Genomic DNA, 19,570 nt, shown 5'->3' with positions numbered 1-19,570 from the left:
CCCATGCCCCTCGACCTCTCCGACGAGAGCCGGTACGACCGCGCGCGCCTGCGGCAGTGGGCGCACGGCCGGGCCCGTTCCGCCGGGGTCGCCCGCCGGGACCTGCTCCGGCTGTTCGCCGCGGGGGCCGCAGGAGCGGCCGGAGTGACCGTCGCCGGGCCGCTCGGCGTCGGCGCCGGGACGGCCGAGGCGGCGACCCTGCCGGGCGTCGTGAAACCGCTGCCGCCGGAACTGTTCACCGTGCGCGGCACCAACGCGGAGACGAATTTCGCGGCCCTGCGCGGAACGGGCCCGCTCACCCCCGTCGACCGGTTCTTCGTGCGCAACCACACCGTCACCCCGCGCCTGACCGCCGCGCAGTGGAAGCTCACGGTGTGGGGCGACGGGCTGCGCGGCGAGCCGGTCGACTTCTCGTACGAGCGGCTGCGCGAGCTGCCCGCCGTCGAGCGGACCCTGTTCATCGAGTGCGCGGGCAACGGCCGCAGCTTCTACACGACCCAGCAGGCACAGCAGGTCACCGGCACCGCGTGGACGCTCGGCGCGATCGGTGTCGCGCGGTGGCGCGGCGCGCGCCTGTCGGACGTGTTGCGGCGGGCGGGGCTGCGCCGCGACGCCGTGGACGTCCTGCCGCGCGGACTGGACGACGAGGTGGTCACCAACGGCGTGAACCTGGGTCGGGTGCGGCGGCCGCTGCCCCTCTCGAAGGCCCTGGACGACGTGATCCTCGCGTACGAGATGAACGGCGAGCCGCTGCCGCCCGACCACGGCGGCCCGGTACGGGTCGTGGTACCGGACTGGGTGGGCATCTCCTCGATCAAGTGGGTGGGGGACATCGAGGTGTCCGCCTCCGCGCTGTACACGCCCTGGAACACCGACCTGTACCGGTTGTTCGGGCCCGATCAGCCGCCGGAGGGCAGTGCCCCGCTGACCCGGCAGACCCTCAAGAGCGCTTTCGAGCTGGAACTCGGCGCGCGGGTGCCGGTGCACCGGACGCGGCTGCTGACCGGGAGGTCCTGGTCGGGCGCGGCGCCCGTGCACCGGGTGGACGTGAGCACCGACGGTGGTCGGCGCTGGCAGCGGGCCCGGCTGCACGACACCCCGCGCCGCGGCGGGTGGGTGCGCTGGTCGGTGCCGTGGACCCCGCGCGCGACGGGCGCGGCGGCCCTGCTGGCGCGGGCCACCGACGCCACCGGGCGGACGCAGCCGGAGACCACCCCCCACAACACGCAGGGGTACCTCTTCGACGCGGTCGTGCGTCACCCGGTGACGGTGGTCTGACGATCGCGGGCCGGGGCGGCTACGGGTTGAGGAAGGACACCTCCGGGGCGTCGGCGGACGGGCCGTCCAGCACGGGCCGGGGCCGGCCCTTGAGGTGCTGGTCGAAGAAGGCGGCGACGTAGCGGCGGGTCAGCTCCACGGAACGGTCCCCGGGCAGCGGGGTCTGCGGGTCGGGGAGCCCCAGCTGATCCCCGATGGCGGGCACGTCGGTGAAGGTGAAGTGACCGGAGCCGGCGAAGCTGATCCAGCGCTTCCAGCCGTCGAGGCGATGCCAGTCGCGATCCCAGCCGGTGTCCGTGCCGGGGCCGTGGTCCTGGGCTCCCAGCAGCAGGAACGGACGCCCGCCGAGACCGGTCTCGGGGACGGGGGTGAACAGCGTGCCGTCCATGTCGACGCCCGCCTTGACCCGGGGATCGGCCACCATCGCGGCGGCGGCCGAGGCCCCGCCGATGGAGTGGCCCGCCATCGCGACCCGGTCCCGGTCGATCAGGCCCGAACGGTTCCAGGCCGGATGACGGCCGGTGAGGCGGTCGAGCAGGAAGGACACGTCGCGGGCGCGGTTGTCGCTGACGCGCTTGTAGCCCGCCTCGTCGCCCACCTTCTCGCAGGCCAGGCAGGTCGTCACGCGTCCGCCGGGGAAGGCGGTGCCCGAACTCTCGTAGGCGTGGTCCACCGCGGCGACCACGTAGCCGCGCGAGGCGAGGTCCTCGGCGAGGGCGGTCAGGGTGGCGCGCGGCACGGTGAAGCCGGGCGACAGGACGATCAGCGGGTGGCGGCCCTCGACCGGCCGGGCGCCGGAGCGGGCGAAGGACTTCGTACCGGAGAGGGTCTTGACCGGGATCTGCCGGTCCAGCCCGCGATCGACCAGGAACAGCCGGGCCTCCTCGTCGGTGAGGTAGCGCACGGGTCCGCCGCTGCCCGGCCGGGCCGGGTAGCGCATGGTGACCATCAGCTCGCGCGGCCCCGAGCCCGCCCACGGGTCGGTGCGGCTTCGGTCCACCAGGTGCAGGGTGTCCTGTCCGACGGCGAACCGTCCGGTGGGACGGGGCAGTTCGGGCAGCGCCCGGAGCGTGTCGGACGCGGCCGGCGTCCCGGCGGCGACGGAGGTCCCCGCGGCGACGAGCGGGAGGGGAAGCAGCAGCGCGCACAGCGCTGCGACGGTGACGGTGCGGCGACGGTTCATGCACCCGAAGTTACGCAGCGCGTCGTGACGGATCATCAGCTCTCGGGAGGAGCGGCCCGTCCGACCGCGGAGGGGCACGCCTCCTCCTCGAGTAGCAGACCGGCGACGGTGGATCACCGGCGCTCCAGGCCGCTGCACGGCGGCGCGTAGTCCAGGTAGGGCATGTAGGTGGTCCACTGCTCGCGGCTGATCCGCTGTCCGGTGTGCGCGCAGGCACCCGCGGTGGCCCGGTCCCGGTCGGTGCCCGCCAGCCGGAGGGTGTCGTCGTAGCCCCCGGAGGCCAGGACGCTCCCGTCGGGGCTGAACGCGACGGAACCGACGGCGGTGACGTGCCCGGTGAGGGTGGTCGACAGTGCCGGATGGGCGGGCCTGGCCACGTCCCACACCCGTACGGTGCGGTCGTCGCCGGCGGTGGCGAGGGTGCGGCCGTCCGGGCCGAAGACCACCGCGCCGACCACGTCGGTGTGGCCCCTGAGGGTGGCGAGGAGGGCGGGCCGGCGCGGCTGGGTGACGTTCCACAGCCGTACCGAGGTGTGGCCGCCGCTGGCGGTGGCGAGGGTGCGGCCGTCGGGGCTGAAGGCGACGGAGAAGACGGCGGTGTCATGGCCCCCGACGGTCGCCAGCGGCGCGGGGTGCTCGCGGTCGGCGATGTCGGTCAGCCGTACGGTGCGGTCCTCGCTCGCCGTGGCGAGGGTGCGGCCGTCCGGGCTGAACGCGACGGCGCGCAGGGCGTCGCGGTGCCCGGTCAGGAGCGCCGACTCGGTGGGGCGGGCGGGGTCGGCCACGTCCCAGAGCCGTACGTCGCCCCCGGGGCCGGTGGTGGCGAGGGTGCGCCCGTCGGGGCTGTAGGCGAGGGCGCGCACGTCGGCGCCCCGGACGACGGGTTCGGCCGCGAGGGTCGGGTGGGCGGGCTCCGCGACGTCCCAGAGCCGTACGTTCCCGTCGGCGGACGCGGTGGCGAGGATCCGCCCGTCCGGCCGGTAGGCGACGGCCCGCAGGGCGTCCCGGTGACCGCCGAGGGTGGCGACGGCGACGGGCCGGTCGGTGCCGCGGACGGTCCAGAGCCGGGCGGTGCGGTCCCCGCTGGCGGTGGCGAGTTGGCGGCCGTCGGGGCGGTAGGCGAGGGCGACGACCTCCTTGGCGTGGGCGGGGAACGAGGTCATCAGGGTGCTGAGGAGGCTGTCGCGGGTGCGGGTGGTGGGCGAGAGCCGGTACGCGGTCAGGCCCAGCTGGACGGCCAGGCCCGGCTCGGTGTTGGTGAGGCCGCCCGCGGTCTCGGCGAGGTTCTGCGCGACGGCGTCGTTGCGCTGCCGGGTGACCTCCTCCTCGGCCCGTACCGCGTTGCCGGTGGCGACGGCGGCGACCACCACGAGGGCGCCGAGCGAGGCGACGAGGATCCGCAGCCGGCGGGTGCGGCGGCGCGCCGAGTCGCCCGCCGCGGCCTCCGCGGCGGCGGAGGCGTCGAGGAACTCCCGTTCGGCGGCGCTCAGCCCGGCCGGGCCGGGGGTGTCGAGGAGGTCGCGGACGAGGGCGAGCCGGGTGCCCCGCAGCAGGGAGCCGGGGTCGCGCCCCACGCCCTGCCAGGCCCGGGCGGCGTCGGTGAGCTGCCGGTGTCGGCGCAGCAGTTCCCGGTCCTCGGTGAGCCAGCCCCGCAGTCGGGGCCAGGCGCGGATCAGGGCCTCGTGGGTGAGTTCGACCCGGCCCTGGCCGAGGGTCAGGAGCCTCAGTCGGGCGGCGCCGGCGAGCACGGCGTCGGTGTCGGCGTCCTGGTCTAGTTCCTCGCGGGAGACGGGCCGTTTGGTGTCCTCGGTGCCTTCCCCGAGGGCGATGAGGTGGACGAAGACCTGCCGGGCCAGGTGTTGCTGACGGTCGGTGAGTGAGGCGTACAGGGCTTCGGCGGACTGGGCGAGGGCGCCTTCGAAGCCGCCGGCGGCGCGGAATCCGTCCAGGGTGAGGGCGGCGCCCCGGCGGCGGCGCCAGGTCTCCAGCAGGGCGTGGGAGAGCAGGGGCAGTACGCCGACGCGGCCGTGCGCGTGGGCGACGAGGGTGGCCTGGAGGGCGCCCTCGACGGTGAGTCCGGCGCGGCGGGCGGGTTCGACGACGGCCCGGCGCAGTTCGGCGGCGCTCATCGGTCCGACGAGGACCTGGGCGTCGCGCAGGACGTCGACGAGTTCGGTGTGGCGGGTGCAGTGCGCGTAGAAGTCGGCGCGCAGGCACAGGACGACGCGGCAGCGGGAGTCGGGCCGCCGCGCGGCCTCGTCGAGCGTGCCGATGAACCGGGCCCGCTCCTCGGGGTCGGCGCACACCGTGAATACCTCCTCGAACTGGTCGACGATCAGTACGAGTTCCTCCGCGTCGGCGCCCTCCTGTCCGGTCAGGGCCCGCCCGAGGGTCCGGGTCGGGTCCGGGCCGGGGGTGAGGACGCGCACGGCGCGGTGCGGGGCGTCCGCGCGCAACCTGGGCAGCAGTCCGGCGCGCAGCAGGGAGGACTTGCCGGCTCCGGAGGCGCCGACGAGGGCGAGGACGCGGTGCCGGGCGAGGGTGGCGAGGAGGTCCTCGACGAGTCGTTCCCGCCCGAAGAAGAGTTCGGCGTCCTCGGCGCGGAAGGCGGCGAGCCCCACGTACGGCGGCTCGTGACAGCCCTCCTCCCCGGCGCGCAGGTCCGGTGTGTCGACGGCCAGTTCGACGGCGACGGCGCGCCAGCGGCGCTCCCACTCCCCCGGGTCGCCGCCGCAGGCCCGCACGTAGGACAAGGTCACGTCCAGGCTGGGCAGCCGACGGCCGGCGGCGGCTCCGGAGAGGGTGGCGACGGAGTAGTGGGCGCGTGCGGCGAGGTCCCGGTAGGGCGGTGACCCGGCCTCGTGCCGCAGGCGGCGCAGGGCGGTGGCGAAGGCCGGCAGAGGCCCGTCCCCACCTTCCAGCGGACGTTCCTTGCGTGCCATGCACGGTCCCTTCCACGTAGGTGCATTCCTGCCCTCTGGGGTGGATTGTTCAGCAATTGTTTGTTCACTGCCAGGGCGCCGACGCCGAACAACGGAGGGCGGCTAGACCTGATTCCGGCACCACGGCGAACCCGCCGTGAACACCCGGAAAGGGGGCACCCCGCGGATGAACCGAGCACGGGCGACGGCGATGGCGGTGGCCGTGTCGGCGGCCTTGACCGCGGGCGGTTGCGGATCGACCGTCCCGCAGCGGGAGTCGGGGCCGGCGCGGGAGCCGAGCGCCGCGCAGTCCCGGCTGTTGGAACGGGCCGAGCAGATCCTGATCAGCGAGTGCATGGCCGGGCGCGGGTTCGTGTACGCCGTCACGGAGCCCGTGCGGGAGGGGGAGGCGCAACGCACCTTCCCGTACGGGGTGGACGACGTGGACTGGGCGCGGGCCCACGGTTACGGCGGTCGTGACGAGCGGGCCGCCGCCGAGGCCCGGCGGGCCGACCCGAACCAGCGGTACTTCGCGCGGCTCCCGGCCCCCCGGCGGGCGGCGGCGCGCACCGCGCTCATGGGCGCCTCGCCCGTGGGGCTCACGGCGACCACCCCCACCGGGATGACCCTCACCGCCGGCTCCGAGGGATGCATGGCGGACGCGCAGCGCGCCCTGTACGGGGATCTGCCGGGCTGGTTCCGCGTGAAGGTCGTGACGATGAACCTGCGGCCGGTCCGGGAGGCGCGGGTGCGCGAGGACGCGCGCTGGACGGAAGCCGTCGGGCAGTGGTCCGCCTGCATGCGGGCGGCGGGCCGACCGTACGCCACCCCGGCCGACTCCCGGCGGGCCGCGGTCGAGGCGACCGCCGGCGTCCCGCCCGAACGGGCCGACGAGACCGAGACCGCGCTGGCGGTCACCGAGGCGACCTGCGCGACCGGCACTTCGCTGGCCCGGGTCTCACGAACTCTGGACCGCGCCCACGGCGAGGAAGTCCGGGCACAGCACCAGGCCGAGATCGACCTGAGGCGACGGTTCCAGAACGACGCGCTGCCGAAGGCGGAGCGCGTCGTGGCACGACACACCCATCGAGAAGGAGATTCCCATGCGTAAGTTCCGCACGATGATGCTGGCCTGCGCCCTCGCGGCGCCGTTGTTCGCCGTCCCCGCGGCGCTGACCCCGGCGGCGGCGGCTCCCGCCGACAGCGCGGGTGTGGCGGCCGACGGCAACTACTGGGTCTGGGCGGACACCAATCGCGGCGGCCCGTCCTGTGGCTGGAGCGGCAACGACTCCGACTGGCGCACCTGTGGCAGCAGCGGCAGCTACAACATGAACGACCGGGCCTCGTCCTGGTGGAACAACGGCTACGCCGGTTCCCTGGGCGATGTTCGCGTCTACGAGAACATCGGCTACACGGGGGCCTCGACCTGCGCCCCGAACGGTTCCGCGGGCAACATCCCGTGGGAGTGGAACGACCGGATCTCCTCGCACAAGTGGGTGACCAACTGCGGCTTCTGAGCAGCCTTGGAGCGGTCCTGCGGTGCTTCGCCGGCCGTTCTCCGTCGGGTCCCCCGGGCTTCGACAGCCCGGGGGCCCGCGGTCCGTCCGCGGCTACAGCGGGCCGAGGCGGTACCGGACCACGCCGTCGTCGGAACCGGATTCCCGGAATCCGGCCCGCCGGACCACGGCGTGGGAGGCGGCGTTGTCCTCGTCGACCCTGGCGTGCAACTCGGTCAGGCCGGGTTGCTCGAACGCCCACCCGGCCAGGGCGCGGAGCGCCTCGGTGGCGTGGCCCCGGCGGCGGGCCGAGGCGACGAGGTCGTAGCCGATCTCGGCGTGGCCGTCGGGGTCGGGGGCACCGTGGAAGCCGATCCCGCCGATCGCGCGGTGGTCGCGGGCCCGGACGATGGCGTAGGGGCCCCAGCCCGGCCGGTACTCGCCCACCTCGTCGGCGAGACCCACCATCCCGGCGCCGATCCGGGTGCCCTCGGCCGGCCCGTCCTCGGTCCAGGCGAAGCCTCCGGTGCCGCCGGCGTGCAGGTCGGCGGCGGCGGCCGGGCCGATCTCGCACAGGATCACGCCGACCCCCCGGATCGGGTCGTTGTACCAGCGCCAGTCGTCCTGGGGGGCGAGGTCGGGGAGGTCGGCCCGGCCCGTGGCCGCGAGCAGCGAGTCCCAGGGGGCGCCGGTGGTGGACAGCGGCGCGTGCGGGAAGAGCCGTTCGAGGACGAGGGCGGCCGTCCGCTCGTCGCCCCGCCAGTGCGTGGCCCCGAGGCCGTTCAGGATGTCGTGGGTGTGCAGCAGGGTTTCTGCGGCGCCCATCGCGGCGAAGCCGTCGGGGCCCGCGGACCCGGCCGGATGCCAGGCGCGGGCGTCCGGCCCGGCCGCGTGGACGGCGGCCACGAGCAGCCGTCCGCTCGCCTCCACGAGGTCGACGACCCCGCCGGGGGAGGTGTCGGGGGCGGCCGTGACCCGCAGGGGCAGCCAGGAGCCGGCGACCCGGCCGGCGAGTTGCGCGGCGAATCCGGTCAGGTCCCCGGCCAGGTGGACGGCGGTGTCGTGGCAGCTCCACTCCAGGTCCGCCGCCGGGACGGACCAGTCGAGGTGCGCGACGCCCCGCAGGGCCCGCACGGCGTCCGAGACTGCGTGGTCGAGGTCGTGCGGGCCCATGATCGTCATGCCTTCAGACTAGGCCGTCTCTTTCGGATCTTGCCGGGGCCGCGGCGCCCGGTACCGCCCCTGGCGGCGTTGTCGGGGCACCCGAGTACGTCCAGTACACGGGTGCCCCTCCGCCTTGCCAGGCACGGCACCGGACACCGCGACCCCGACCGACACGATCCGAAAGAGACGACCTGAGCCGTCCGAGCGATCGGCCCGGGACCGCGAGGCGTGGCGTCACTGCGGGAGGGGGCCCGCGCACCGGGAGCAGTACCGGGCGTCCCGTTCGGCGGCGAGCCGGCCGCAGTCGGGGCAGACCCGGTGGAGCAGGCAGGCCGTTTCACCGCCGTCGGCGGGATCCGGGGCGGCCGGGACGCCGCCGGCGGCGGGACCCGCGCCGATGCCCAGGCCGGGGCGGCGGGTGTGGACGGTCAGGTACGTCATCCCGTCCGGGCCCGCGGTGAGCGAGCGACGGCTGTTCCTCGGCAACAGGACGGCCACGTGGGGGCGCAGGTCGTGCGCGCCGCCCCCGGTGTCGAGCCGGCCGGCGCCCGCGACGACGACCAGCAGCACGTCGAGGACGGGTTCGGCGTGCTCCGCGATGACCCCGCCGGGGAGCAGGCGCACCAGGTTGGAGTCGAGTCCGCGGGTGGCGCCGGTCAGGCGCCACAGCGCCCCGGTGGCGTCCGCGGGCGCTCCGGCGATCACCGCGTCGAGGTCGGTGGGCACCTCGGTGAGGTGCGAGTGGGTCGTCATGCTCGTCCTTCCCTGCGTCCTCGGCCTTCCGAGCGCTCTCGTCCTTCCCCCGCGTCCTCGGCGGGAGCGCGCCGGTGCCATGGCAGTCATACACGATCCGCCGGGGCGACCCGGTCCCGATGGACCCTTTGCCCGGCCCCGCGCAGGTTGTCGTACCGGCGACCGATTAAACTCGTGGGCACCCTGCCCCTGCTCACGTCGGCGACCGCCGCCCCGCCGCCCCACGGCCCCTGCCGGCCGCCCGCACCGGAAACACCCTGCCGCACATGACCACAGACACCGCGCCGTACCCCGGCGCGCCCTCGACCGCCGTCGCCGATCCCGCCCCCGCGCCGCGCACGCCGCGGCTCATCACCGGCAGGGCCCCGGCCCGCCCGAGCGCGGCGGCGGCCCTCCACAGCGTCAGCGCGGCGACGACCGTGCTCCTGGGCCTGGTGGGGATCGGCGCGATGCTCCACGAACCGGTGCTGATCCCGCCGCTGGCCGCGAGCGCCGCCCTGGTGCACAGCGCGCCCACGCTGCCGCTGGCCCAACCGCGCGGGGTGCTCCTCGGCCATCTGCTGGGCGCCGCCGTGGGGTACGGCGTCCTCGCGGCGGTGGGCGGCAGCGCTTGGGCCGCCGCCGTGGCGGCGGGCATCACCCTGGCCCTCCTGATCACCGCGCGGACCCCGCACTCCCCCGCCTGTGCCACGGCCGTCGTGGTGGTGCTCCAGAGCCCGGATCCCGCCCGGTTCGTGCCGTTGCTGTTCGCCTCGACCGTGCTCCTCGTCCTCACCGGGTACGCCGGATCCAGGATCCGGCGCACGGCTCCCAGGTACCCCGCCTACTGGTGGTGATCGCGCCGGTGGCGCGCCTGCGCGTCGCCGGGGGTGCCGGGGCGCTACTTCTTGAGGTCGGACGGCGCGATCACGGTGGCGGTGAAGGGCGGAGCGAGCGGTGAAGATCTCGACGAGGGACGTGTTCGGAGCACCCTGCTGGGTGAGTCTGATGGCCCGGGACCTGGTGGCCTCCCAGCGTTTCTACGAGGCGGTCGTGGGCTGGACCTTCCGGCCGGCCCGGCTCGGCGACGGCTTCTCGGTGGCCCGGCTGGACGGTGTGCCGGTGGCGGGCATCGGGGCCCTCGCGGCGGATCTGGCGGTACCGGTGGCGTGGACCCCGTACTTCGCCGTGGACGACGTGGACGTGGCGGTGAGCCGGATCCGGGAGCGCAGCGGCACGATCGCGGTCGGCCCGGTGTCCTTCCCGAACGGCGGCAGGGCCGCGCTGGCGGCCGACCTGGACGGTGCGGTGTTCGGGATCTGGGAGGGGGTCGTCTCCACCGACTGGCGGTCGGACGAGGGGCGGGCCCCGGCCTGGCTCGAACTGCGGACCCGCAACGCGTTCGACGCCGCGATCTTCTACGGCGGGGTGCTGGAGTGGGCCACGGGCAGGCCCGGCTGCTGCGAGGTCTCGTACGAGGAGGACCAGGTCGTGCTGCGCCACGGCGGGGAGGCCGTCGCCCGGCTGAACAGCGGTCCGGTGGAGATGGCCTCGTACAGCCCGCACGCCCGGCCCCGCTGGCACGTCCACTTCCGGGTGCCGCGGCTGGAACCCGCGATCGAGGCGGCCGTCGGACTGGGCGGGCGGGTCCTCTCGGACGTCATGTCGAACACCCGGGAGCGGTGGGTGGCGCTCCGCGACCCGGACGGCGCCCTGTTCACCCTGACCACCTCCCTCCTGCCGACGGGCGCGCCCTGATCGTCCGATGTGCCCGCCGGGCCGTCCCTTGCCACACTGGGCTCAGGAGGTGCCCGATGGACCCGGTCGCCGCGTTGAACCGGATCGCCTTCCTGCTGGAGCGCGGTCAGGCACCGACCTACCGCGTACGGGCGTTCCGCACGGCGGCCGCCGCGGTGGAGCAGATGGGCGGCCCCGAGGTGGCCGAGCGGGTCGCCGCCGGCTCGCTGGAGTCGGTGAAGGGCCTCGGGCCGAAGACCGCGACGGTCGTGCGGGAGGCGCTCGGCGGGGAGATCCCCGAGTACCTGCGCAAGCTGGAGGACGAGGTCGCGGCGCACCCGGACGGCCCGTCGGCCAGTGCGGGGGCCCGCGCGCTGCGGGCGGCCCTGCGCGGGGACTGCCATCTGCACTCCGAGTGGTCCGATGGCGGCAGTCCGATCGAGGCGATGGGGCGGGCCGCGGCGGAGCTGGGTCACGAGTGGGCGGTGCTGACGGACCATTCGCCGAGCCTGAAGGTGGCCCGCGGGTTGTCGCCGGAGCGGCTGCGCGAGCAACTGGCGGTGGTGGCGGAGCTGAACGCGGCCTGGAAGCCGTTCCGGCTGCTCACGGGCATCGAATGCGACATCCTGCCGGACGGTTCGCTCGACCAGGAGCAGGAGTTGTTGGACCGCGTCGACCTGGTGGTGGGTTCCGTCCACTCGAAGCTGCGGATGGAGTCCCCGGCGATGACGCGTCGCCTGTTGGCGGCCGTGCGCAATCCGTCGATGGACGTGCTGGGGCACTGCACCGGGCGGCTGGTGACCGGCCGCACCCGCCCGGAGTCGGAGTTCGACGCCGCCGCCGTCTTCGCCGCCTGCGCCGAGTCCGGAACGGCGGTGGAGATCAACAGCAGGCCCGAGCGGCTGGATCCGCCGCGCCGGTTGCTGCGGCTGGCGGTGGAGAGCGGAACGCTGTTCGCGATCGACACGGACGCGCACGCCCCGGGCCAGCTGGACTGGCAGACGACCGGCTGTGAGCGGGCCGTGGAGTGCGGGGTGGCGACCGAGCGTGTCGTGAACACCTGGAGCGCGCAAGGCCTGCTGGAGTGGACCCGTACCCGCCGACCACCCGCACCGACCTGACCTCGCACCACGGCGCCGCGACCGCACCGTTGCGAAACGGATGTGCATGGACCGCCCCCGCGGGGCAGACGAGCGGGCACGGAACCACCGCACTGCGAAGGGACGTACACCGTGTCGCGATCGAGGATCCTCGTTGTGGGCGCCGGCTTCGCCGGGGTCGCGTGCGTACGGCGGCTGGAGCGCCGTCTGTCCCCGGCCGAGGCGGAGATCTCACTGGTCACGCCCGCCTCCTACCAGCTGTACCTGCCCCTGCTCCCCCAGGTCGCCGCCGGCGTGCTGACCCCGCAGTCGGTCGCCGTCTCCCTGCGGCGCAGCAACAAGCACCGGACGCGGATCATCCCCGGCGGGGCGATCGGCGTGGACACCAAGGCCAAGGTCTGCGTCGTCCGCAAGATCACGGGTGAGACCGTGGACCAGCCCTACGACCTCCTCGTGCTGGCGCCCGGCAGCATCACCCGCACCTTCGACATCCCCGGACTGGTGGAACACGCCCGGGGCATGAAGACCCTCGCGGAGGCCGTGTACCTGCGCGACCACGTGATCGCCCAGCTCGACCTGGCGGACGCCAGCCAGGACGAGGACGAACGCGCCTCCCGGCTCCAGTTCGTGGTGGTGGGCGGCGGGTACGCGGGCACGGAGACGGCCGCCTGCCTGAACCGTCTCACCCGGCACGCGGCGACCCGCTACCCGCGGCTGGACCCCCGGCAGATCAAGTGGCACCTGGTGGACCTCGCCCCGAAGCTGATGCCGGAACTCGGCGACAAGCTCGGGACCGTCGCCCTGGACATCCTGCGCCGGCGCGGGATCGAGGTTTCCCTCGGCGTGTCGGTGAGCGAGGTGAACGCCGAGAAGGTGACGCTCACCGACGGCCGGGTGCTGCCCAGTCGGACCCTCATCTGGACGGCCGGGGTCGCGGCCAGCCCGCTCGTCGCCACCCTGGGCGCGGAGACGCTCAAGGGCCGACTGGTCGTGCGCCCGGAGCTGACGGTGCCCGGCGCCGACGGCGTGTTCGCCCTCGGGGACTCGGCGGCCGTACCGGACGTGACGAAGGGCGGCGACGCGCTGTGCCCGCCGACCGCCCAGCACGCCATGCGCCAGGGCAAGGCCGTCGCGGACAGTGTCATCGCCACGCTGCGCAACCAGCCGCTGCGCCCCTACGTGCACAAGGACCTGGGGCTGGTGGTGGACCTCGGCGGCCGGGACGGGGTCTCCAAGCCGCTCGGCATCGAACTCCACGGCCTGCCCGCGCAGGCGGTGGCGCGCGGTTACCACTGGTCGGCGTTGCGGACCAACGTGGCCAAGACCCGGGTGATGACGAACTGGCTGATCAACGCGGTCGCCGGGGACGACTTCGTGCGCACCGGCTTCCTGGACCAGCGGGCCGCCACCCTGAAGGACTTCGAGCACACCGACGCCTACCTCTCCCCCGAGCAGGTCCGCGAGCACACGGCGTCGCTGCGGGCCAAGGGCTGAGCGGTTCGGCGCCGAGCGGTTCAGTCCAGGCCCGCGCCGCGCGCCAGCAGCAGCACCACGTCCGCGGCGGCGACGGCCAGCGCGCCGAGGAACGGCACGCGGCCGCCGGCCCGGCAGGTTCCGGCCACCAGCAGGCCGGTGAGCGCGAGCAGCCCCCGGCCGTACCCGCTCACCGGTCCCGGCGGGCCGGCGATCAGGGCCGCGGTCGAGCCGAGCAGCAGCAGGCCGGCGACCGCGGCCGACCGGCGGGCGCCGAGCCGCTGGGGCAGTCCGATGACGCTGGTGGCGAGATCGTCGGCGATGTCGGGCAGTACGTTCGCGAAGTGCGCCCCGGCGCCGAGCAGGGCGGCGGCGCCGGTGAGCCAGGCCGGCGGCCACGGTGATCCCGGCAGGCCGAGCGTGACGAAGGCCGGGAGCAGGCCGAAGGCGAGGGCGTACGGCGCCCAGGACACGACCGTGCTCTTGAGCCGCAGGTTGTAGCCCCAGGCGGCCGCGACCGCGCCCAAGTGCACGACGCCGGCGAGCGGGCCCGAGGCCAGGGACAGCGGAACGCAGGCCAGCAGCGAGACGAGCGCGGCGACGGTCACCGAGGCGGGCCGTACGGCGCCCGCGACGAGCGGCTTGTCCCGCCGCCCGGTGGTCAGGTCGCGGCGCAGGTCGGCACGGTCGTTGCTCCACCCCACGGAGAGTTGGCCCGCCGCGACCGCCGCCGCGGCGACGGCGCAGCCGGCGGGCCCCCGCCCGGCGGCGAGGGCGAGCGCGGCGGTGAAGAGGGTGACGGCGGCGGCGGGCAGGGGGTGGCAGGCCGCCAGGAGGCCGGCCGCCCGGGATCCGGCGCGCGGCCGCACGGGGGCATGTACGGAGGGCGGGGTCTGTCGGGTGACGGGCACGACGCCACGCTATGCGGCGGCGGCACGCCCGGTTCGCCTGATTCCTCATGAAGTGTCAGTTGTTCCCTATGTTGGGTCAATGACACGTGTCCTGGCAGTGAGCAGCGTGTTCCCGCCCCACCGCTACCGGCAGTCGGAGATCACCGAGGCCCTGGCCCGCTTCCTTCCGTCGGGTGCGGACACGGCGCTGCTGCGCCGCGTCCACGAGTCGGTCCGGGTGGACAGCCGCCACCTCGCGCTCCCCTTGGAGCGCTACGGGCCGGCGAACGACTTCGGCACCACGAACGCCGCCTTCGTCGCCGTCGCGCTCGAACTCGGCACGCGCGCCCTCGAACTCGCCCTCGCCGAGGGTGGCCTGCCGGCCGGGGAGCTCGACCTGGTGATGTCCACGACGGTGACCGGGTTGGCGACGCCCTCACTGGAGGCCCGGATCGCCGGCCGGAGCGGGCTGCGCCCCGACGTGAAACGGATGCCGTTGTTCGGCCTGGGGTGTGCGGCGGGCGCGGCCGGCCTCGGCCATCTGCACGACCAGCTGACCGGCCGGCCCGAAGACGCGGCCGTCCTGTTGTCGACCGAGTTGTGCTCCCTCACCCTCCAGCCCGCCGACACCTCGATGGCGAACCTCGTGGCCGGGGCTCTGTTCGGGGACGGCGCCGGGGCGTTGCTGGCGGTGGGCCGCGACCATCCGCTGTACGAGACCGGCGCCGGGCCCACGGTGGTGGCCTCCCGCAGCCGGCTGTATCCGGGGACCGAGGACCTGCTGGGCTGGGACATCGGCCACTGGGGCTTTCGCATGGTGCTGGGTCGGGAACTCCCCGAATTGGTCCGGCTGCACGTGGTGGAGGAGGTCGAGACCTTCCTCGCCGGCCACGACCTGAAGCCGTCCGACGTCGACGCCTGGATCTGCCACCCGGGAGGTCCGAAGATCCTCGACGTCCTCGCCGAGACGCTAGGTCTGCCGGACGCCGCCCTCGCGGCGAGCCGCGGGTCCCTGGCCGAGGCGGGCAACCTCTCCTCCGCCTCCGTCCTGCACATCCTCGGCGGGATCCAGGCCGCCGGGCCGCCCCCGCCGGGGTCCACCGGGCTCATGATCGCCTTCGGCCCGGGCTTCGCCTCCGAACTCGTCCTCCTGCGCTGGTGATCCCCTCATGTCGATGAACCTGTACCTGTCGTTCCTCGCCCTGGTCGCCGTCGAGCGGCTCGCCGAGCTGCTCGTGGCCCGGCGCAACGCCGCCTGGAGCCTGGCGCGCGGCGCCCGGGAGTACGGCCGGGGCCACTATCCGGCCATGGTCGCCCTGCATACCGCGCTGCTGGTGGGGTGCGCGGTCGAACCCTGGGCGGCGGACCGGCCGTTCCTGCCGGCGCCGGGCTGGCCGGCGCTCGCGCTGGCGGTGGCCGCGCAGGGGTTGCGCTGGTGGTGCATCACCACGCTCGGCCCGCGCTGGAACACCCGGGTGCTCGTCGTGCCCGGTCTGCCCCTGGTCGCGGCGGGGCCCTACCGGGTGCTGAGCCACCCCAATTACGTGGCCGTGGTCGTCGAGGGGCTCGCGCTGCCGCTGGTGCACTCCGCGTGGCTGACCGCGGCCGGTTTCACCGTGCTCAACGCGCTCCTGCTGCGGGTGCGGATCCGCTGCGAGGACACGGCGCTCACCCGGGCCCGTACGACGACCCCGCTCCTGGGCACCGCCTCGTGATCGACCTGCTCGTCGCGGGCGGCGGTCCGGCGGGGCTGGCCACCGCCATCCACGGGGCGCTGGCCGGGCTGGAGGTGGTGGTGCTGGAGCCCCGGCCCACCCCGATCGACAAGGCGTGCGGGGAGGGGCTGATGCCCACCGCGGTGCGGCGGTTGGAGGAGCTGGGTGTACCGGTGGCGGGCCGGCCGTTTCGGGGGATCCGGTACGTGGACGCCGCCGGCGGGTTGCGCGCGGAGGGGCTGTTCCGTGCCGGTCCCGGGCGCGGGGCCCGGCGCACCGACCTCCAGGCGGCCCTCGCCGAACGGGCCGCAGCCCTGGGCGTGCGGGTGCTGGCCCGGCGGGTGACCGAGGTGCGCCAGGACGAACACCGGGTCAGCGCGGCGGGGCTGACCGCCCGCTACCTGGTGGCCGCCGACGGCCTGCACTCGCCCGTCCGGCGCGGGCTGGGCCTGTCCGCGCCGGTCGTGCCCGGCCGGCCGGTACGGTACGGGCTGCGACGCCACTACGCGGTGGAGCCGTGGAGCGACCTGGTGGAGGTGCACTGGTCGGCCCGGTCCGAGGCGTACGTGACCCCGCTCGGGCCCGATCGGGTGGGCGTGGCGGTGCTGACCTCGGAGCAGGCGCCGTTCGACGTCCAACTGGCCCGGTTCCCCCTGCTGTCGGCGCGGTTGCCGCAGGCGCCCGAGGCGCCGGTCCGGGGGGCGGGACCGTTGCGGCAGGGCGCCGTCACCCGGGTGGCCGGACGGGTGCTCTTCGTCGGGGACGCCGCCGGGTACGTGGACGCGCTCACCGGGGAGGGGCTCACGCTGGCGGTGACGGCGGCGGGGGAACTCGTACGGTGCGTGTCCGCCGGCCGGCCGCAGGAGTACGAGCGGGCCTGGCGGGAGCTGACGCGCGGCTATCGCGCGCTGACCGGCTCCCTGTTGTGGGCCCGGGCGCGGCCGGCACTGGCCCGCAGGATCGTGCCGGTGGCCGCCCGCCTGCCCTGGGTGTTCACCCGCGGGGTGAACCTGCTGGCGTGAGCCGGGCCCGACCCGGCGCGCGGCGGCACCGGAGCCCCCGGACGAGCCGTGCGCACGGCCCGCAGAGGTGGTGCGCACGCGGCGGGGCCCCGGCGGTGGTCCGCCGGGGCCCCGTTTCCTCGGGTCAGACGCGATCGACCCGCTTGGGCCGGTACGTCAGTGCCACACCCGCGAGCACCGCGCCGGCGCCCGCGCAGAGCACCGCGGTGACGCCCGCCCACGCGTGCGAGCCACCCAGCGAACCCTCCAGGGGGTCGACGAGCGCTATCCCCGCGATCACGTGCAGCGCCACCACCGCGAGCGCCGTGACGGCCCCGATCCGCCACACCGCCGGGGTGTCACGCAGCGCCAGCAGTCCCCCCGCCACGAGGCAGAGGAAGGCCACCGCGAGGGGCGGGACGTCGCCGAGTCCGAGGACGGACAGGGCGGCCGGGTCGCCCGGCAGGTGCAGCACGCCGCACAGGAGCAGTGCGGCGGCCACCGGCCAGCGCAGCACGTGGCGCAGCGCGCCCTGCGGGGCGGGGGGACGGGGCTCCGGCCTGGTCACCGGCGGCCCTTCCCGGTGCGGCGCCGCGTGGTGGTCGGCCGGGGGGCCGGCGGGCGGGGGCCCGGCCGCGGTCTCGGCCCGGTCGGTGTCGAGGTAGCCGGCCAGCAGGGCCACGTCCTCGATGGACCGACCGACGGCGGCGGCGCGCAGCGTGACGTCGGCCTCGATCTCGCCGTACGGGGGCTCGCCGAGCAGGGCGACCATCCGGCCGACCTCGTCGACCGGGCGGGCGACCGCCGCCGCCCGCAGCGCAGCGTGTCCGACGTCGGGTTGCCGCCCGGCCCGCTTCAGGAGGCTCACCAGCGCGGTGACCTCCTCCACGGGCCTGCACGTCGCCGCCGCCTCCAGCAGGGTCCGTACGGGTTCCGCGGGCGGCTCCGCGGCGGGGGCGGGCGGGGCGGGTGGGGGGTGTCCGGGGTCGCTCGAATCGTCGACGCGGCCCTGGGTCTCGGGGATCTCACGGCGGTCTTCGTGGTCGGTGGCCGCGAGGGTTATGGGGTCGTTCATGGAAAGCTCCGTTCGCCGACACGCGGGTCTACACATCGCGCACCGGTCATCGTGCGTCATGGGATGCGCACGCTTTGTTACATTCAGCGGCACTTCGGCGCACTGCGCCATTCGGGGCGGGCAAACGGGGGGCCGGCGCGCCGCTGACGGTTCCCCCGGCGAGTCGCGGGCAAGCGCTGTGACATGACCGTCTACGTCGTCACCATTCCCGGCACCCTGCTCACGGAGCTGTCCCCCGAGGCCCGCACGCAACTGGTGCGCGCGCTTCGACCGGCGGATCCGCGCGGCACCGATCTCGGCGTCAAGGAGGATCTGGACATCCTGTCCTTCTACTCGGGTTCGTCCGCCTTCAGCCTGCACCTGGAGGTCGAGGCCGCCACGACCAAGGAGGCCCAGGCCGCGGCTCGGGAACTCGCCTCGTCGGCGCTGCGCGGAGTCGGCCTGAACCAGGAGACGGCGCCCTTGGGCGATCCCGTGATCACGGGTATCGCGGGCGAGTAGAACGGCGCCGCGACCCTTCGAGATGCGTGCGCGCCGGACTGCTGATTGCCTGGTTGCGCCCGCTCTCTCCCACAGAGTCAAGGAGCGATCATGAGCGTTGCAGGTGAGTCCGGCAGGTCCCGGCAGTTGCGGGACAAGGCCCAGGAGATGAAGGCGGCGGCCGAGAAGTCGACCGACCCCCAGGAGCGCACGCGCCTCCAGGACAAGGCGCGACGGCTCCAGGAGCAGAGCGAGATGGAGGGTCGGATGGACGACCCCGGCATGGACCTGCGCTAGGGGGCGGGACGCTCCGTGAAGGGAACCGATGTCCTGGCGGAAGGGTTCGGGCGCGTCCGGGAGGTGGTCCACGAGGTGGTGGACGGGCTCTCGGCCGATGAGCTGAACGCGCGGGTGGACCCGGCCGCGAACTCCGTCGCGTGGCTGGTCTGGCACCTGACCCGGGTGCAGGACGACCACGTGGCGGACGCGGCGGGCGGGGAACAGGTGTGGCACACGGGCGGCTGGGCCGACCGGTTCGACCTGCCGCTGCCCGCCGACGCCACCGGTTACGGGCAGAGCCCGAGCCAGGTGGGCAAGGTCCGTGTCGCTTCCGGCGACGTCCTGTTGGGGTACTTCGACGCGGTGCACGAGCGGACCCTGGGGTTCGTGCACGCCCTGTCGGCCGCCGAGCTGGACCGGGTCGTCGACGAGGGTTGGGATCCCCCGGTCACCCTCGCCGTGCGGCTCGTCAGCGTGCTTTCCGACGACCTCCAGCACGCCGGTCAGGCCGCGTTCGTCCGGGGTCTGCTGGAACGACGCGGGTAAGCGGCTGCGCGGGCGGCGCGACGTCCGCCCGGCGGACAGTGGAGCCGGATGCCCGCCTTCCCCTCCGGAGCCGGCGGGCTGGTGTCCACCGCGGACGACCTGTACGCCTTCGGCCGGATGCTGCTCGCGGGCGGCGCGACCCCCGCCGGGAGCCGCCTGCTGTCCGCCGCTTCGGTGCGGGAGATGACCGCGGACCACCTGACCCCGCAACAGCGCGCGGACGGCGCTCTCTTCCTGGAGGGCCAGGGTTGGGGGTTCGGCGGTTCGGTCGACGTCGCCGCGATCGAAGCGTGGAACGTGCCGGGCCGCTACGGCTGGGTCGGCGGCACCGGGACCGCCGCCCACGTCGTGCCCGCGACCGGCACCGTGTCCGTACTGCTGACCCAGCTCGAACTGAGCGGGCCGACCCCGCCCCCGCTGATGCGCGCGTTCTGGACGTACGCGGGCGGGGACCGGGACTGAGCGACGCCGACCGCCGCCCCCTCGCGTTCTCGTCGGGG

General features: G+C 75.0%; 19 protein-coding genes and 1 pseudogene. 14 read left to right on the top strand and 6 right to left on the bottom strand.

All coding sequences use genetic code 11. The annotated features are described in order from the left end of the window. Window positions 1–3: 3 nt before the first annotated feature. On the top strand, window positions 4–1,278 hold the full coding sequence (locus ACIRO3_RS19780; protein ID WP_404138332.1) for a sulfite oxidase: 1,275 nt from the start codon (window positions 4–6) through the stop codon (window positions 1,276–1,278). Between the two features lie 19 nt (window positions 1,279–1,297). On the opposite strand, the gene ACIRO3_RS19775 is transcribed toward ACIRO3_RS19780, so the two are convergent. After that, window positions 1,298–2,461, bottom strand: a complete 1,164-nt coding sequence (locus ACIRO3_RS19775) for an alpha/beta hydrolase family protein (RefSeq protein WP_404138329.1) — start codon at window positions 2,459–2,461, stop codon at window positions 1,298–1,300. Between the two features lie 113 nt (window positions 2,462–2,574). Next, entirely contained in the window at window positions 2,575–5,403 is a 2,829-nt protein-coding gene (locus ACIRO3_RS19770) for an XRE family transcriptional regulator (RefSeq protein WP_404138326.1), read from the bottom strand. A 166-nt stretch (window positions 5,404–5,569) separates the two neighbouring features. Here ACIRO3_RS19770 and ACIRO3_RS19765 point away from each other — a divergent pair, with 166 nt between their 5' ends. Continuing rightward, a complete protein-coding gene (locus tag ACIRO3_RS19765; RefSeq protein ID WP_404138323.1) occupies window positions 5,570–6,493 on the top strand; it encodes a hypothetical protein in 924 nt (307 codons plus the stop codon). Then, on the top strand, window positions 6,486–6,899 hold the full coding sequence (locus tag ACIRO3_RS19760; RefSeq protein WP_404138321.1) for a peptidase inhibitor family I36 protein: 414 nt from the start codon (window positions 6,486–6,488) through the stop codon (window positions 6,897–6,899). Before ACIRO3_RS19765 ends, ACIRO3_RS19760 begins: the two co-directional genes overlap by 8 nt. Window positions 6,900–6,992: 93 nt before the next feature. On the opposite strand, the gene ACIRO3_RS19755 is transcribed toward ACIRO3_RS19760, so the two are convergent. Both ACIRO3_RS19755 and ACIRO3_RS19750 read right to left on the bottom strand, forming a co-directional pair. Further along, complete coding sequence (locus ACIRO3_RS19755; RefSeq protein ID WP_404138318.1) at window positions 6,993–8,060, bottom strand: GNAT family N-acetyltransferase; 1,068 nt, start codon at window positions 8,058–8,060, stop codon at window positions 6,993–6,995. Window positions 8,061–8,276: 216 nt separating this feature from the next. Then, on the bottom strand, window positions 8,277–8,795 hold the full coding sequence (locus tag ACIRO3_RS19750) for a hypothetical protein (protein WP_404138315.1): 519 nt from the start codon (window positions 8,793–8,795) through the stop codon (window positions 8,277–8,279). A 266-nt stretch (window positions 8,796–9,061) separates the two neighbouring features. Between ACIRO3_RS19750 and ACIRO3_RS19745 the strand changes: the two genes are divergently transcribed. The 4 genes from ACIRO3_RS19745 to ACIRO3_RS19730 all read left to right on the top strand — a co-directional run bounded on the left by ACIRO3_RS19745 (window position 9,062) and on the right by ACIRO3_RS19730 (window position 13,105). Further along, window positions 9,062–9,631: an HPP family protein gene (locus ACIRO3_RS19745; protein ID WP_404138312.1), complete on the top strand. Its 570-nt coding sequence runs from the start codon at window positions 9,062–9,064 to the stop codon at window positions 9,629–9,631. A 151-nt stretch (window positions 9,632–9,782) separates the two neighbouring features. Beyond that, complete coding sequence (locus ACIRO3_RS19740; RefSeq protein ID WP_361785766.1) at window positions 9,783–10,532, top strand: VOC family protein; 750 nt, start codon at window positions 9,783–9,785, stop codon at window positions 10,530–10,532. Window positions 10,533–10,588: 56 nt separating this feature from the next. Beyond that, window positions 10,589–11,632, top strand: coding sequence for a PHP domain-containing protein (locus ACIRO3_RS19735; RefSeq protein WP_404138309.1), 1,044 nt, complete (start codon window positions 10,589–10,591; stop codon window positions 11,630–11,632). Window positions 11,633–11,743: 111 nt separating this feature from the next. Continuing rightward, entirely contained in the window at window positions 11,744–13,105 is a 1,362-nt protein-coding gene (locus ACIRO3_RS19730; RefSeq protein ID WP_404138307.1) for an NAD(P)/FAD-dependent oxidoreductase, read from the top strand. 20 nt (window positions 13,106–13,125) lie between these two features. Here ACIRO3_RS19730 and ACIRO3_RS19725 read toward each other — a convergent pair whose 3' ends face one another. Continuing rightward, window positions 13,126–13,995, bottom strand: coding sequence for a UbiA family prenyltransferase (locus tag ACIRO3_RS19725; protein ID WP_404138305.1), 870 nt, complete (start codon window positions 13,993–13,995; stop codon window positions 13,126–13,128). A gap of 79 nt (window positions 13,996–14,074) precedes the next feature. Between ACIRO3_RS19725 and ACIRO3_RS19720 the strand changes: the two genes are divergently transcribed. The 3 genes from ACIRO3_RS19720 to ACIRO3_RS19710 are packed head-to-tail and all read left to right on the top strand — an operon-like array spanning window position 14,075 to window position 16,711. Further along, window positions 14,075–15,136, top strand: coding sequence for a type III polyketide synthase (locus ACIRO3_RS19720; RefSeq protein ID WP_404138303.1), 1,062 nt, complete (start codon window positions 14,075–14,077; stop codon window positions 15,134–15,136). A gap of 13 nt (window positions 15,137–15,149) precedes the next feature. Further along, the gene (locus ACIRO3_RS19715) at window positions 15,150–15,689 is read left to right on the top strand and encodes an isoprenylcysteine carboxyl methyltransferase family protein (RefSeq protein WP_404138511.1); all 540 of its coding nucleotides are present in this window, start codon (window positions 15,150–15,152) and stop codon (window positions 15,687–15,689) included. Continuing rightward, window positions 15,686–16,711 carry an NAD(P)/FAD-dependent oxidoreductase gene (locus ACIRO3_RS19710; RefSeq protein ID WP_404138300.1) on the top strand — a complete coding sequence of 342 codons (1,026 nt, stop codon included), beginning with the start codon at window positions 15,686–15,688 and terminating at the stop codon, window positions 16,709–16,711. The genes ACIRO3_RS19715 and ACIRO3_RS19710 overlap by 4 nt, the downstream gene beginning before the upstream one ends. A 124-nt stretch (window positions 16,712–16,835) precedes the next feature. On the opposite strand, the gene ACIRO3_RS19705 is transcribed toward ACIRO3_RS19710, so the two are convergent. Next, window positions 16,836–17,765: a hypothetical protein gene (locus tag ACIRO3_RS19705; RefSeq protein ID WP_404138297.1), complete on the bottom strand. Its 930-nt coding sequence runs from the start codon at window positions 17,763–17,765 to the stop codon at window positions 16,836–16,838. A 183-nt stretch (window positions 17,766–17,948) separates the two neighbouring features. On the opposite strand from ACIRO3_RS19705, the gene ACIRO3_RS19700 reads away from it, so the two are divergent. From ACIRO3_RS19700 to ACIRO3_RS19685, 4 genes and pseudogenes are all read left to right on the top strand, one after another. Continuing rightward, window positions 17,949–18,266: a hypothetical protein gene (locus tag ACIRO3_RS19700; protein WP_366001374.1), complete on the top strand. Its 318-nt coding sequence runs from the start codon at window positions 17,949–17,951 to the stop codon at window positions 18,264–18,266. A gap of 90 nt (window positions 18,267–18,356) precedes the next feature. Further along, window positions 18,357–18,542, top strand: a complete 186-nt coding sequence (locus ACIRO3_RS19695) for a DUF6381 family protein (protein ID WP_361786557.1) — start codon at window positions 18,357–18,359, stop codon at window positions 18,540–18,542. A 15-nt stretch (window positions 18,543–18,557) separates the two neighbouring features. Then, complete coding sequence (locus ACIRO3_RS19690; RefSeq protein WP_404138293.1) at window positions 18,558–19,070, top strand: DUF664 domain-containing protein; 513 nt, start codon at window positions 18,558–18,560, stop codon at window positions 19,068–19,070. A gap of 27 nt (window positions 19,071–19,097) precedes the next feature. Next, window positions 19,098–19,532: pseudogene (locus ACIRO3_RS19685) on the top strand (serine hydrolase); the annotation flags it as partial. Window positions 19,533–19,570 lie beyond the last annotated feature (38 nt).

The sequence above is a fragment of the Streptomyces sp. NPDC102278 genome, from assembly GCF_044766345.1.
GTDB lineage: Bacteria > Actinomycetota > Actinomycetes > Streptomycetales > Streptomycetaceae > Streptomyces.
This window is presented reverse-complemented; position numbering and strand designations above follow the sequence as displayed.

What these genes read in the sequence shown, in the direction of transcription:
- ACIRO3_RS19780 (WP_404138332.1), top strand. Translation starts at nt 4, where the DNA reads ATGCCCCTCGACCTCTCCGACGAGAGCCGGTACGACCGCGCGCGCCTG.
- ACIRO3_RS19775 (WP_404138329.1), bottom strand. Translation starts at nt 2,461, where the DNA reads ATGAACCGTCGCCGCACCGTCACCGTCGCAGCGCTGTGCGCGCTGCTG.
- ACIRO3_RS19770 (WP_404138326.1), bottom strand. Translation starts at nt 5,403, where the DNA reads ATGGCACGCAAGGAACGTCCGCTGGAAGGTGGGGACGGGCCTCTGCCG.
- ACIRO3_RS19765 (WP_404138323.1), top strand. Translation starts at nt 5,570, where the DNA reads ATGAACCGAGCACGGGCGACGGCGATGGCGGTGGCCGTGTCGGCGGCC.
- ACIRO3_RS19760 (WP_404138321.1), top strand. Translation starts at nt 6,486, where the DNA reads ATGCGTAAGTTCCGCACGATGATGCTGGCCTGCGCCCTCGCGGCGCCG.
- ACIRO3_RS19755 (WP_404138318.1), bottom strand. Translation starts at nt 8,060, where the DNA reads ATGACGATCATGGGCCCGCACGACCTCGACCACGCAGTCTCGGACGCC.
- ACIRO3_RS19750 (WP_404138315.1), bottom strand. Translation starts at nt 8,795, where the DNA reads ATGACGACCCACTCGCACCTCACCGAGGTGCCCACCGACCTCGACGCG.
- ACIRO3_RS19745 (WP_404138312.1), top strand. Translation starts at nt 9,062, where the DNA reads ATGACCACAGACACCGCGCCGTACCCCGGCGCGCCCTCGACCGCCGTC.
- ACIRO3_RS19740 (WP_361785766.1), top strand. Translation starts at nt 9,783, where the DNA reads ATGGCCCGGGACCTGGTGGCCTCCCAGCGTTTCTACGAGGCGGTCGTG.
- ACIRO3_RS19735 (WP_404138309.1), top strand. Translation starts at nt 10,589, where the DNA reads ATGGACCCGGTCGCCGCGTTGAACCGGATCGCCTTCCTGCTGGAGCGC.
- ACIRO3_RS19720 (WP_404138303.1), top strand. Translation starts at nt 14,075, where the DNA reads ATGACACGTGTCCTGGCAGTGAGCAGCGTGTTCCCGCCCCACCGCTAC.
- ACIRO3_RS19715 (WP_404138511.1), top strand. Translation starts at nt 15,150, where the DNA reads ATGAACCTGTACCTGTCGTTCCTCGCCCTGGTCGCCGTCGAGCGGCTC.
- ACIRO3_RS19705 (WP_404138297.1), bottom strand. Translation starts at nt 17,765, where the DNA reads ATGAACGACCCCATAACCCTCGCGGCCACCGACCACGAAGACCGCCGT.
- ACIRO3_RS19700 (WP_366001374.1), top strand. Translation starts at nt 17,949, where the DNA reads ATGACCGTCTACGTCGTCACCATTCCCGGCACCCTGCTCACGGAGCTG.
- ACIRO3_RS19695 (WP_361786557.1), top strand. Translation starts at nt 18,357, where the DNA reads ATGAGCGTTGCAGGTGAGTCCGGCAGGTCCCGGCAGTTGCGGGACAAG.